Genomic DNA, 13,481 nt, shown 5'->3' with positions numbered 1-13,481 from the left:
GCAGCGCCCGTTTCGCTCAGTGGAACAGTCCGTCGGTGTGGGTGTCCACACCGGTCTCGGCGACAGTACTCGACTCGCCGAACAGCGACGCGTCGCCTCCACCGAGGGCCGAACCGTGCAGGCCGGAGCCGAACGCACTGGACACATCGACCGAGGACCAGGTGTCGGCCGCGGTCGTCACCGCCCCCTGCGCGGTGCCGCCGAGCGCGCCCGACGTGTCGGTGTGCGATGTTCCGGTGAGGTCGCCGGTCACGGCGGTGCTGCCCTGGGTCGCCCCGCTCACCGTGCCGCCGAGCTGCGCGCCGGTGCTCGTCGCGCCGGACAGGCCCGCCTGCGTGCTGCCCGCGACCGAGCCGGTCAGGCCCGTGCTCGCGTCGACGGTGCCGCCGAGGCCGGACTGGGCACCGCCGGCCACCGAACCCGTCAGGCCCGTGCCCGCGTCCACCGCGCCGCCGAGGCCGGACTGCGCACCACCGGCTACCGAACCCGTCAGGCCCGTGCCCGCGTCTACGAAGCCGCCGAGACCGGCCTGGGCACCGCCTGCGGCCGAACCCGCAAGGCCGACACCGGTTTCCGCCAGACCCGACAGGCCGGACTGGGCGCCGCCTGCCACCGAGCCCGTCAGGCCCGTGCCCGCGTCGACCACGCCGCCGAGACCGGCCTGGGCACCACCCGTGGCCGAACCCGCAAGGCCGACACCGGTTTCCGCGAGGCCCGACAGGCCTGTCTGGGCGCCACCGGCCAGGCCGAGGCCGGAATCCACGGCGCCGCCGAAGCCGGCCTGGGCGCCGGTGGTCAGGTCGGTGCCGAGGGTCGCGGCGGTGTCGAAGCCGGCGCCGGTCGTGGCGGACAGGCCCGTTTCCAGACCGGAGGAGACCTCGCCGCCGCCGGTGAGCAGTCCGTCGAGCCCGAAGCCGCCGCCCGCGCCGCCGGTCAGGCCACCGATCAGGCCGGTTCCGGCCGACGCGGCACCGCCCAGCCCGGTCTCCAGGCCGGTCCCGAATTCCGCGCCGGCGCCGACGGCGCCGTCGAGACCGGTGATCGCGGTGGTGGTCGCGGCCGCGCCGAGGCTGCCCGCGGCCTGCGCACCGGCCGAGGCTGCCGCACCCAGCCCGCCCGCCGCGGTGGTCGCGCCGCTCACGCCGGCGTTCAGCCCGCCGCCGAGCTGCGCGCCCGCCTCCGCGCCGAGACCGGCGGCGCCGTCCACCAGGCCGTCGACGCCGGCGGTGAAGTCACCACCGGCACCGACGGCCCCGGTCAGAGCCGTGTCCAGCCCGGTGCCGAGCGCACCACCGGCACCGGCCGCACCGGTCAGCGCGCCGTCGAGTCCGGCACCGGCCGCACCCGTCAGCGCACCGCCCACACCGGCGCCCACATCCACAGCTCCGCCCAGCCCGGCCGCGAGATCGGCGCCCGCGCCGACCGCCCCGGTCAGCGCACCACCGACCCCGGCACCGACCGCACCGCCCAGCCCCGTCTCGAGACCAGCACCCGCACCCAGCGCTCCCTCGAGACCGGCGCCCACCGACCCGCCCACACCGGCGGCGACATCGGCTCCGGCACCCACAGCACCGTCGAGACCGGCACCGACGGCACCGTTCAACGCACCGCCCGCACCGGCGGCGAGGTCAGCACCCGCGTCGACGGCACCGCCGAGGCCTGCACCGAGGCCGGCACCCGCGTCGACAGCACCACCGAGACCGGCACCGACCGCGCCGCCCAGCCCGGTCTCGAGACCAGCGCCCGCGCCCAGCGCTCCCTCCAGGCCCGCACCTACGGCGCCGCCCACACCGGCAGCAGCATCTGTTCCGGCACCCACCGCACCGCCGAGACCAGCACCGAGCGCGCCGTCCAGCGCACCGCCCGCTCCGGCAGCGAGGTCAGCGCCAGCATCGACGGCACCACCGAGACCGGCACCGAGCGTGCCCTCCAGCGCACCGCCCGCACCGGCAGCAAGGTCAGCGCCAGCATCGACGGCACCGCCAAGACCTGCACCGAGCGTGCCGTCCAGAGCACCGCCGAGCCCACCGCCGACGGCGCCGTCCAGCGCACCGCCCACTCCGGCAGCCAGGTCAGCGCCTGCACCAACAGCACCGCCGAGTCCGGCACCGGCACCCAGCGCACCTTCGAGGCCCGCACCGACCGAACCGTTCAGGCCGGTCGCGAGATCGGCGCCCGCACCCAGCGCCCCATCGAGACCCGCACCCGCGTCCAGGGCACCTTCGAGACCGGCGCCTGCGGCACCGTTGAGGCCGGTCGCGAGATCGGCGCCCGCACCGAGCGCGCCATCCAGACCGGCGGCAAGATCAGCACCCGCGCCCACAGCACCGTTCACAGCGCCGTCGAGACCGGCACCCGCGTCGATCGCACCGTTCAGCGCGCCGCCCGCGCCGGCAGCGAGGTCAGCACCCGCGCCGAGGGCGCCGTCGAGACCCGCGCCCGCGCCCAAGGCACCCTCGAGGCCCGCACCGACCGCACCGTTCAAGCCGGTCGCGAGGTCAGCACCCGCACCCAGCGCTCCATCGAGACCCGCGCCCAAGGCACCCTCGAGGCCTGCACCGACCGCACCGTTCAGGCCAGTCGCGAGGTCAGCGCCCGCGCCGAGGGCACCGTCCAGACCCGCGCCCACCCCGGCCGCACCGTTCACGGCACCACCGAGACCAGCGGCAAGATCAGCGCCCGCGCCCACAGCGCCGTTCAGCGCACCGTCCAGACCGGCACCGGCACCAGCCGCGCCATTCAAGGCACCGCCGAGACCGGCGGCGAGATCGGCGCCCGCGCCCACAGAGCCGTTCAGCGCACCGTCCAGACCCGCACCGGCACCAGCCGCGCCATTCAACGCACCGCCCAGACCGGCCGCAAGATCAGCGCCCGCGTCTACCGCACCGCCCAGACCAGCGCCGGCGCCGATCGCGCCGCTCAGCGCACCGTCGAGACCGGCGGCGAGATCAGCACCCGCACCGACAGCGCCGTTCAGGGCACCGCCGAGGCCCACACCGGCACCAGCAGCACCATTCAGCGCGCCACCCAGGCCGGCAGCGAGGTCGGCGCCCGCGCCTACTGCGCCGTTCAGGGCACCGTCCAGACCCGCGCCGGCACCGATCGCACCGTTCAGGGCGCCGCCGAGACCGGCAGCGAGGTCGGCCCCCGCGTCCACCGCGCCGTCGAGACCGGCGCCGATCGCGCCACTCAGACCCGCGCCGGCGCCGATCGCGCCGTTCAGGGCACCACCGAGACCGGCCGCGAGGTCGGCGCCCGCGCCTACTGCACCGTTCAGGCCTGCGCCGATCGCGCCGTTGAGGCCCGCGCCCGCGCCGATCGCGCCGTTCAGGGCGCCGCCGAGGCCGGCGGCGAGGTCGGCGCCCGCGCCTACTGCGGCGTCGAGGCCGATGCCGGTGCCGAAGGCGGCGGCGATGTCGGTGGCCAGTTCGCCGCCGACGTTCACGCCTGCGCCGATATCGGTGTCGATGTCGACGTTCGCGCCGGTGACGGCCGACAGGGCGGCTTCGAGACCCGCGCCGACCTGGGCCGCGGCGCCCGCGACGGCCGAGGCAGCCGCGCCGAGGCCGACGTCGAGGCCGATGCCGAGCTGGGCGTCGGTGGCGGTCGCCGCTGTCACGGCGGCGGCCGCGGTGGCCGTCGAAGCGAGGGCGGCGGTCGTGCCGGCCGCGGCGCCGGCCGCGACGATCGCCTGCAACTGGGAGCCGCCGCTGACCAGCGCGGATTCCGCCACCATCGGGGCGACGGCGGAAATATCCTCGGGCGTCACGTCGAGCCCGGCCACAGTCAGGGCCTGGCACGGGTTCGCGCAGTAGCTCGCGGCGGCCTGGGGGTCGCGCAGCAGGTTGAGGATGAATTCCAGAATCGCATTCGGTGTCATCGAGATCAGCTCCTCCAGATCATGGGCGATCCGTTGTCGTCGGAATGTCTTTCACGCTAGGTCCGCGAGCCGTTACAGGTAACGGGGCGAATACCTAGTTCACGAGGGGCGTCCCCCATTAGGGGCGCACCACCGATTAGGGGAATTTCCCCGTACTTCCCCCGGCACAGGTAACAGCTGTCCCCTAGCAACCGACAGTTCGAGTGGGACGCCGACCACCCCGGCGATCTCGCTGTATTCACCTTTTCCGGTCCGCCGGAAGTCCTGCGAACGGGGTTGTCCAATGACAGAGCGGCTGGCGCTCGGCATTACCGTCGGGGCCGCGAATTCGGTCGCCGCGGCCACGACGGCCGACGGGTCCGGAACCACCGTTCGCGCGCATCACAGCGCCCTGCTGCTCGGCGCCGACGGCTCGACCGGCTTCGCCGACGCCGCCCAGCACGCGCGCGGCGTGGTGGTCGACGACTACCTGTCCCGGGTCGGTGACCCGGTAGACCTGCTGGCAGAGGACGGTTCCAGCCACGACGCGGCCGATCTGGTCGCCGCCGCGACCCACGCGCTGGTCACCGAACTGGCCGGCCGGGCGAGCGCCGAGGCGACCATCGTGGCCTGCTACCCGGCGTGGTGGTCGGAACCGACCGTCGAGACGACGCGCGCGGCGCTCACCCGCGCGGGCCTGCCCGAGGTGACGCTGGTGCCCGAGCCGATGGCCGCGGTGCGCCGCTACGAGATGGAGAACGGTCTGCTCGACGACGGCGCGCTGGCCGTCTACGACTTGGGCGCGAGCGGCCTCACCGTCACGGTGTTACGCACCGGCGACCAGGCGGGCATGCTCGGCGCACCCCTGCACAGCACGGCGATCGCCGGTACGGAATTCGATCTGCTGACGATGCGCTATGTTCTGGCTAACGCACTGGACGGTCAGGATATCGATCCATTCGACCCCGTTGTCGAGGCCGAATTATCGGCCTTGCGAGCCCGCTGCAGAAATGCGAAAGAAGAGCTCTCCAGAATTACCGCGACGGTGATCCCGGTGGGTCTGCTCGGGGCAGCGCACACCGCACAGGTCCGGCTGACCCGCGGTGAACTCGAAGACCTGCTGCGCCCGACCCTGTTCGATTCGATGAACCTGCTGCACGACGCGGTGCGCCGCGCCGGACTCACCATGGGCGATATCAGCCGGGTGCTGCTCACCGGCGGTGGCGGGGCGATCCCGCTGGTCGCCGAGCTGATCTCGACCGAGTTCGGGCTGCCGGTCGCCGCCTGCGCCGACCCCGCGTCCTGCACCGCGCACGGCGCCGCCGAGATCGCCCTGGACGTGGCCGCGGTCTCCGTGCCCACCGAGGCCATTCCCGCCGCCGTCGTGGCGCTGCCCGCGGTGGCGGCGCCGGTCGTCGACGACATCGCGCTCCCAGTGGACGAACCAGCCCCCACCAAGATGTTCACCGCCAAACGGGCGGCGATCATCGCGGCGGCCGCGGTCACGATGGCCGCGCTGGCCACCGGCACCCTCGCGCTCGGCGGGGTCACCACCCCGTCCACGCCGAGCGGGCCCGTCGCGACGACGAGCGGGGCGCCCGTGCCCGGCGCCACCGCCGTCACCAGCACCGGTGGCGCGCCCGGTGCAGTCGACGGCACCGACTCGACGGTCGCCGACCCGACCCGTCCCGGCGCACCGAGCACCGCGACGCCGCCGGGCCAGACGCAGGCGGGCACCACGCAGCCGGGGACGCCGGGCAGCGCCCCCGCGGCCGCGGGCAGCCCGGCACCGGCAGGCACGCAGGCGGGCGACAGCCCGGCACCGGCCCCCGCGGCCGGACAGCCCGCTCCGGCCCCCCAGCAGCCCGCCGAACAGGCCCCCGCGCCAGCCCCGGCTCCGGCACCCGCTCCGGCCCCAGCGCCCGCGCCAGCCCCGGCTCCGGCCCCGGCCCCCGCGCCCGCCCCGGCACCCACCAGACCGACGATCCCGCCCATCAACGTGAACCCCGGCGACCTGCTCGACGGCGTGGGCGGCGCGGTCGACGAAACCCTCGAGACGGGCACCCAGCTGCCGGGCCAGATCCTCGGAGGAAATGGTGGCTGACATCGCCCTCGACTCCCTGCCCAGCGCACGCACCGTCATCCGCGAACTCGACACCGCCGACAAGCAGCCGGTGCTGCTGATGATCCGCGGCCGGGCCGGTACCGGAAAGTCCGTGCTGCTCAACGCGGTTCGCTCACATCTGCGCGATCGCGGCATCCCGATGACCGACTCGGTGCACGACGACGCGACCGACCGGGCCGTGCTGATCGCCGACAACGTGCACCGATACAGCGCCGTCGACCTGCGAAACCTGTGCGCCGCCATCGAATCCGGCCGCCGCTCGGTGGTGCTGGCCACCCAGCCGCGCCCACACGATCCCCGACTACGCGCCCTGTCCGACATCGTCTCGCGGCACGGCCGCACGGTGGAGCTGCGCGCGCTCGGCAGCGCCGACACCGCGTCGTTCGCCAGGGAACTCGGGGTGGCGGTGTCGCAGCCGCTCGCGCTGCGCATCCATCAGCTCACCGCGGGCATTCCCGGCGGCGTCGTCGCGGCGCTGGCCGCCGCGCGCACCGCCCCGCTGGAAACCTGCGTGACCGCCGTCGACGAGGCGATCACCGCGTGGACCCGATCGATGCTCGACGCGGCCGAACCCGAGCTGCTCGACACGCTCGTGATCGCCGCCACCGGAACGGGTTTGGACGCCACCGAACTCACCGAGGTGCTCGGCGTCGACACCGCCACCGCCCACGATCTGATCGACCGCGCGCGAGCGGGCGCGCTGGTCACCGACGCCGATCTGCTGCTCACCCCCGCCGTCGGCCCGCTGCGCATCCTGCTCGGCGACCGCCGCTATGTCGAGGTACAGCGGCGCCTGCTCGCCGCGCGACTCGACGCGGGACTGCTGCGTGACTGCACGGCGCTGATCCTGGCCGAGTCGGGCGTGGTCGACTCGCGCCTGGCCGAATTCCTGTGCCGCACAGCGGAGAAATCGGGACAGCCCGCGCGCTACTACGCGGCCGCGGCCGCGGCGGGCACCCCGGTCGAGTCGATCGCGCTGCGCTGGGCCGAGGCCGCCGCGCGCGCGGGTGACGCCGACACCGCGCTGCGGCTGGCCCAGCCACTGCTCACCGCGGACGGCATCGCCGCCACCGATCTCGTTGCCGCCGTGCGTATCTGCGCGGCCGTGCTCACCCGGCGCGGGCTGGTGAGCCGCGCGGCCGGGTTGTACACCTGGCTCGGACCCGATCGGGTGGGCGCCGACTGGGCGCCCGCCGCGATGGTGCTCACCCTGGCCGGGGAGACCGCGGGCGCGACCCGGATGGCCGCCGCGGCCCAGCTGTGGCCACCGACCGAGGCCGACGCGGGCGCGCGGCTCATCGCCGGCGCGCTGCACGAATCCCTCGACCCGCACGGAACCGGAACGGCCGCCGCGATTTCCGCGCTGATCCAGGCGGGCAACACCGACACCGACGACCGCTACCTCCCCTGCTCGGCCGTCTCGATCGCCACCCTGCTGTGCCTGGGCACCGGCGAACCCCGCCGCGCGGGCGACGCGCTGCGCCGCGCCGCGGGCCGGGGCGCGGGCACTCAGCTGCCCGTGCTCACCGCCTGGGCCGCGCTGCTCGGCGGCGACGAGCAGCGCGCCGCGAACACCCTCGCCGAGGTCGACATCGCCGCGCTCGAACCGCGCGATCAGCTGCTCGCGCACGCGCTGGCCGTCGGCCTGGCCCGGCGCGGCGGCGACCACGCCGCGCTGACCCGCGCGTGGCAGGCCGCCAGCCCGCTGTTCGACGAACTGGAAGCCGACCTGCTGAGCCTGCTGCCGATCGGCGAACTGTGGCTGGCGGGCCTCCGGTTGCGCGATGTGCGCCGGATCGAACCGCTCGTCGACGCGGCCCGCGGATTGCTGCGCAAACTGGGCCGCGCGCCCGCCTGGACCAACCTGTTCCACTGGTACGGCGTCCAGGCCGCGCTCGCCGACGAATCGCCAAGCGACCTGCTCCCGCACGCCCACGCGCTCAAGACCGCCGCGGCGGCGGGCGACCAGCAGGCCGCCGCGCTGGCCGACGCGGGCCGCACCTGGGTGCTCGTGCTGCGCGGTCAGGTGGTGGCCGCCGAGGTGCAGGCCGCGGTGTCGGCGCTGGCCGAATTCGGTCTCACCTGGGACGCCGCCCGCCTGGCCAGTGAGGCCGCGCTCGCCGTCGGCGACTCCGCCACCGCGACCACACTGCTCAAACTGGCCCGCTCGGTGCGCGTGCGGGCGCAGCCGGTGGAACAGCCACTGCCCGCGGCGCAGCCACTGCCACAGGGCGCGGAGCAGCCCGCCCCGCGCCCGCCCGACACGGCCGCGCTCAGCGATCGCGAGCGGGAGGTTGCCGAGTTGGTGCTGCTCGGTCTGACCTATCGGGAGATCGGCGCGCGGCTGTACATTTCCGCCAAGACCGTGGAGCATCACGTCGCGCGAATCCGACGCCGGATAGGCGCGCGCTCACGATCCGAATTATTGTCAATGCTCCGCGCCATGGGACACGGTTCACTGCTGGTGTAACACGACGCGGCCTGTCGTCGTCGCCCGAAGCGAGGTAAACCGGATGGCCACTGGGGTCGGCCTGCGCATCGCCGATGACGAGTGCATCGCGGCGGTGGTCACCGAGGACGGCACGGTGCGGCTCGTCGAACGCGATGCACTGCTGCACATGTCCGACGAGGGCGACGCCGCGCTCGGCGGACCGGCGCCCACCGGGCACGCGCACTCGATCGCCGGTTTCGTGCGCGCGATCGGCGACCCGGCGGGCATCGACGTCGACGGCGGCGAGGCCTACCGCGCCGAGGACCTGCTGGCGACCGCGATGTTCTGCCTGATCGACCTCACCACCGAGCACCTCAGCGGCCCGGCCGAGTTCTACGCGACGCATCCGGCGCAGTGGACGCCCGAGGTGGTGCGCGGCGTGCGCGAGGCGCTGGACTATCTGGGCCTGAAGTCGGTGGCGCTGCTCGGCGAGGACGAACTGCCCCCGCCCGCCGACGGCATCGATCCCGGCCGCTCGTTCGCGACGTCGGCCGCCGAGGCCGCGCTGGTCGCGGTGCTGGCGACGCCGGCGGGCGCGACGCCGCCCGATCCGATCGTCACCGAGAACTCCCTCGTCGTCACCGATGTGATCCCCGCGCTCGCCCGGCCCGCGGCGACCGCGCAGGCCTATTCGGCGGCGATGCCGGTGACGGCGCAGCCGACGAAGGCGCTGGCCACCCCGACCTCGGCGCTGCCGGTCGTCGCGGTGGAACCGCGGGAACCCCAGCGCAGCCGGACGCCGCTGCTCATCGCCGCCGCCGCGCTGATCGGGCTGCTGCTCGGCGGTGTCGCGGTCTCGGTGATGCTGCGCGGTAGCGACACCACCCCGCCGCCACCGATCTCCGACGCCCGACCCGATTCGCTGACGGTGACCCCGACACCCGCGCCCGCGCTGCCCCCGCCGCCGCCGGTCGTCGAACCGACCACGCGCGCACCGGTCGTCACCACGACGCCCGAGCCCGAGCCGGAGCCGTCGACCAGCACCGAAGCGCCGCCGACGACCACACCGGAGCCGACGACCACCGACCCGTCGACCCCGCCCGGCCGCAGCACGACCCGCCCGCTGCTGCCGTTCCAGACGTACCCGCCGGGGTATCTCCCCTCGCCCATGCGGATTCCCGGATACAACTGATCCGGTGCGGGGGTACGGTAACCGCGCCCTCCGCGCGCCCGTGCCCTAGAGTGATGCGCTGATCGACATCACAGCCGCCGGCGGTGGTCTCGATCACTCGTGCCGACGAAGGGATTTCATGCGCAAGTTGGTGGCGCGTCGCGCCGCAGTCAAGGCAGCCTCCGCCGGTTTCGCCGCGACTGTTCTCCTGGCACCTCTGTTCGGCCCCGGCGTCGCGACCGCGGAACCTTCGGCGCCCCTTCAGCTTTCGGCCGACGCCTTACCGGCCGAGCTGGTGACGGCACTCTCGCGCGACCTCGGGATGACCCCGACCGAATACCTCGACCGCGCCGCCCGCGCGCAGCAGCTGCGCGACTACGCCAGCGACTTCCGTGCCGAGAACCCCGACACCTTCGCCGGCGCCTGGATGACGCCGGAGGGCAAGGCCGTCATCGCCGTGACCAACGCCGAGGCGGGCAAGATCGCCGCGGCCGACGGCTACCAGACCCACCTCGCCCCGATCTCGGCAGGCGGCCTGGAGGGCGCGCTGGTGCAGCTGGCCCAGTGGATCGCGAGCCTGCCGCGCGAGATCTCGGCGCCGATCAGCTCGATCGCCATCGACGCGCTCAACAGCCAGCTGGTGCTCAACATCGCCAACACCGGCCCCGGCCACCTGCTCAACCTGCCGACCCTGATCGCCACCATCAAGGTCGTGCTCTCGCCCGGCGGCGGCGGTCCGGTCGAGTACAAGCCGATGGGCGGCGACACCTACATCACCGCGACCAAGGACCTGCACGACACGACGCTGCGCGGCGTCGACGTCTGCTCGTTCGGCTTCAACAGCACCGATGCCGCGGGCAACGCGCTCAACATCTCGGCGGGCCACTGCAACCCGAACGTCGACAACGGCGGCACCGCGCCGGTCTACGTGCCGAACGTGCGCGACATCCCGAACAGCCCCGAGGTCGGCTCGTTCGCCAAGGCCGTGCTCGGCGGACCCGCCGCGCTGGACTACTCGGTGATCAAGCTGAACGAGCGCGCGGTCAACGCGGGCATGGACCAGCCGCGGGTGCGCGGCGCGAACGGGACGTCGCTGTACATCACCGGCACCGCCGAACCGGTCACCGGCGCCCCGGTCTGCAAGACCGGCCAGTCCTCCACCTTCACCTGCGGTTTCGTCTCCGCCGACCATGTGGAGACCCAGCTGTTCACAGCCGAGGGCGTCAGCAAGACGATCCGCGGCTTCGCCAGCAGCGCCTGCACGCTCGGCGGCGACAGCGGCGGCGCGATCGTCACCGGCACGCTGGCGCTCGGCATCACCAGCGGCTCCAACGCCGCCGAGGCGCCGAACTGCACCGAGGCCAACACCCAGCTGGCCCCGTACGGCGGCACCGCCTCGCTCGGCGTGCCGATCCGGCCGATCCTGACCGATATCGAGGCCACCTCCGGTGGGGGTCTCGGTAGTGGAATCGCCGTGCGTACCAAGCCGAACGCAGGCTGACCTCACAACGAATCGCCGGACCGGACCGGGTGAGCGAAATCTCTTGCCCGGTCCGAGTAGGCATAACCCGCTCCAGCCCATATAGTTCGATCATGCTCCTGCCACGTATGGGTCGCACCCCGTCCGCGCGAAGCTCGAGAAGAGCTCGGAAGTCCGTGATCGCCGCTTCGGCGGCGATTCTGCTGTTCGGCCCCACCATGGCAGTCGCCGACGCGCAGCCCGCGCCCGCTGCCGACCTGCCCGCGCAGCTGATCGAGGCGGTCACCCGGGATCTGAAGATCTCCCCCGACGAGTACCTGCGCCGCGCCGATGTCGCGCAGCAGGTCGCCGCGTTCTCCACCACCGCGCAGCGCCAGTTCCCGCAGGCCTTCGCCGGCGCGTGGCTCAACGACGCCGGTAACGCCGTCGTCGCGCTCGCGCAGGGCCCCGGCGCCGACCAGGCCCGCGAGGCCGCCCAGTCGGCCGGTTTCGAGGTCCGCAACGTCGCCAAGAGCGAGTCCGCGCTGCGTGGCGAGAAGACCGCGTTCGAGAACTGGCTGGCCGCCGCGCCGCCGGAGATCGCCAACCTGGTCCGTGGCGTCGTGATCGACACCGTGAACAACGCGATCGCCGTGCGCGTCGAGCAGGCCGGTCTGCCGCTGCCGAGCTTCATCGACCCGTCCCGTGTCGTCGTCACCGCGCCGCCGGTGGCGGGCGAGCGCGTCGACCTGTCGGCCACCCCGGTCGCCGGCGACGGCAACGGCGCCCTGGCCGGCGGCGACGGCTTCGCCTCGGTGATCGGCCGCAGCTCGCTGCGCTGCTCGCTGGGCTTCAACGGCACCGACCGCGCGGGCAACGTCATCAACATCTCGGCGGGCCACTGCAACCCCGACATCGGCTCGGCGGGCACCGGCAACGCCGCGGCCGTCTACGAGCTCAACGGTGATCGCGCGGGCGCCCAGCTGGGCACCTTCCAGAAGTCGGTGCTCGGCGAGCAGGACTACTCGATCATCCGGATCAACGACAACGCTCGGGCGCGCTTCGAGAACAACCTGGTCCGCGTGCCGGGCAACGCCCCGATCGCGGTCGACGGCGTGGCCACCCCGGTCGTCGGCGCCCCGGTCTGCAAGTCGGGCTCGCGCACCGGCTTCAGCTGCGGCATCATCAACGGCGTCGACCAGACCGTCCAGGTCGGCGACCGTCAGCTCACCCAGAGCTTCTCGGCCAACATCTGCGCCCTGCCCGGCGATTCGGGTGGCGCGATCGTGACCGGTCGCCTCGCCCTCGGCATCTCCAGCGCGTCGTCGGTCGCCGACTACCCGATCTGCGAGATCCCGAACATCATCGGCGCGATCACCGGTGACGTCCCGCAGCTGTTCGCGCAGCCGCTGAGCGTCGTCCTCTCGGACAACCCGGGCCTGGCGGTCCGCACCAACTGATCGCGGGTCACACCGCAGGCACAGAGCAGCCAGAAAAGGCCGGTAGCAGTGCGCTACCGGCCTTTTCGGTGTCCAGGGCATGCTTGGGGTCATGTGTCTGGTTCTGCTCGCCTGGCGAGCGCACCCCGAGTACCGGCTGATCGTGGCCGCCAACCGGGACGAGTTCTACACCCGCGCGACCGAGTCGCTGCGCTACTGGCCGGAGGAGCCCGGGCTGCTGGCCGGGCGTGATCTGGGCGCGATCGCGGTGGGCACCTGGCTCGGCCTGCGCACCGACGCGGCCCGCTTCGCCGCGGTCACCAATGTCCGCGATCCCCAGGACACCCCGGCGCGGCCGCGTTCCCGCGGGGCGCTGCTGATGGACTACCTGCGCGGCGCGGGTAGTCCGCCCGAGTATCTGGCCGAGGTGGCCGGGGCCGCACCCGACGCCTACGTGGGCTACAACCTGCTGGTCAGCGATCTGCGCAGCCTGTGGTGGCAGTCGAACCGCAGCGGCGTCGGCCCCACCGAGCTGGCGCCGGGGCTGCACGGGCTGTCCAACGCGGCGCACGTGGCGACCGTGCCCGGATCCGTCCACAACGATCCCCAGGCCCGCCCGACGGTGCTCGGCGCCGGCGCCCCGCCGCTGTGGCCGAAGGTCGACAGCGGCCTGACCGGCCTGCGCGACATCGTGGCCACCGCACCGGATTCCGTCGACGACTACTTCACCTTGCTCGCCGACCGCACCGAGGCGCCCGACGACCGCCTGCCGCACACCGGCATCCCCCTGGAATTCGAGCGGTCCGTCTCCGCGCGCTTCGTCGCCCACGATCTGCACGGCACCCGCGCGAGCACCGTGCTGCTGATTCGCGAGGACGGTCGCTACACCATGGCCGAGCGCACGTTCGGCCGCCACGGGGTCGCTGACGGCGCGAAATCGGTGTCGGGGGAGCTGGTCCTGGACTGAGAAACGCGGAAGGCCCCGCTCCGGATCGGA

7 protein-coding genes are annotated in these 13,481 nt (G+C 73.7%); 6 read left to right on the top strand and 1 reads right to left on the bottom strand.

Translation table 11 applies throughout. From position 1 onward, the window contains the following. Positions 1-16 precede the first annotated feature (16 nt). Positions 17-3,880 (bottom strand): IniB N-terminal domain-containing protein, encoded by a 3,864-nt coding sequence (locus tag AB0H54_RS02220; RefSeq protein WP_357342195.1) that lies wholly within the window; start codon positions 3,878-3,880, stop codon positions 17-19. A gap of 283 nt (positions 3,881-4,163) precedes the next feature. On the opposite strand from AB0H54_RS02220, the gene AB0H54_RS02215 reads away from it, so the two are divergent. The 6 genes from AB0H54_RS02215 to AB0H54_RS02190 all read left to right on the top strand — a co-directional run bounded on the left by AB0H54_RS02215 (position 4,164) and on the right by AB0H54_RS02190 (position 13,451). After that, entirely contained in the window at positions 4,164-5,963 is a 1,800-nt protein-coding gene (locus tag AB0H54_RS02215) for an Hsp70 family protein (protein WP_357342194.1), read from the top strand. Beyond that, complete coding sequence (locus AB0H54_RS02210; protein WP_357342192.1) at positions 5,956-8,454, top strand: LuxR C-terminal-related transcriptional regulator; 2,499 nt, start codon at positions 5,956-5,958, stop codon at positions 8,452-8,454. The genes AB0H54_RS02215 and AB0H54_RS02210 overlap by 8 nt, the downstream gene beginning before the upstream one ends. A 43-nt stretch (positions 8,455-8,497) precedes the next feature. Then, entirely contained in the window at positions 8,498-9,607 is a 1,110-nt protein-coding gene (locus tag AB0H54_RS02205; protein WP_357342191.1) for a hypothetical protein, read from the top strand. A 118-nt stretch (positions 9,608-9,725) separates the two neighbouring features. Next, on the top strand, positions 9,726-11,087 hold the full coding sequence (locus AB0H54_RS02200; protein ID WP_355274833.1) for a S1 family peptidase: 1,362 nt from the start codon (positions 9,726-9,728) through the stop codon (positions 11,085-11,087). 155 nt (positions 11,088-11,242) lie between these two features. Further along, positions 11,243-12,505, top strand: a complete 1,263-nt coding sequence (locus tag AB0H54_RS02195; RefSeq protein WP_357342189.1) for a S1 family peptidase — start codon at positions 11,243-11,245, stop codon at positions 12,503-12,505. Between the two features lie 91 nt (positions 12,506-12,596). Further along, positions 12,597-13,451, top strand: a complete 855-nt coding sequence (locus tag AB0H54_RS02190; RefSeq protein WP_357342187.1) for an NRDE family protein — start codon at positions 12,597-12,599, stop codon at positions 13,449-13,451. The last annotated feature ends 30 nt before the right edge of the window (positions 13,452-13,481 follow it).

The organism is Nocardia sp. NPDC050718, from assembly GCF_040654235.1.
Classification (GTDB): domain Bacteria; phylum Actinomycetota; class Actinomycetes; order Mycobacteriales; family Mycobacteriaceae; genus Nocardia.
The sequence above is the reverse complement of the archived record's forward strand: the minus strand, read 5'-3'. Positions and strand labels throughout refer to the sequence as shown.

Excerpts from the sequence above, each read along its gene's own strand:
- AB0H54_RS02200 (WP_355274833.1), top strand. The coding sequence starts at position 9,726 with ATGCGCAAGTTGGTGGCGCGTCGCGCCGCAGTCAAGGCAGCCTCCGCC.
- AB0H54_RS02220 (WP_357342195.1), bottom strand. The coding sequence starts at position 3,880 with ATGACACCGAATGCGATTCTGGAATTCATCCTCAACCTGCTGCGCGAC.
- AB0H54_RS02205 (WP_357342191.1), top strand. The coding sequence starts at position 8,498 with ATGGCCACTGGGGTCGGCCTGCGCATCGCCGATGACGAGTGCATCGCG.
- AB0H54_RS02190 (WP_357342187.1), top strand. The coding sequence starts at position 12,597 with ATGTGTCTGGTTCTGCTCGCCTGGCGAGCGCACCCCGAGTACCGGCTG.
- AB0H54_RS02215 (WP_357342194.1), top strand. The coding sequence starts at position 4,164 with ATGACAGAGCGGCTGGCGCTCGGCATTACCGTCGGGGCCGCGAATTCG.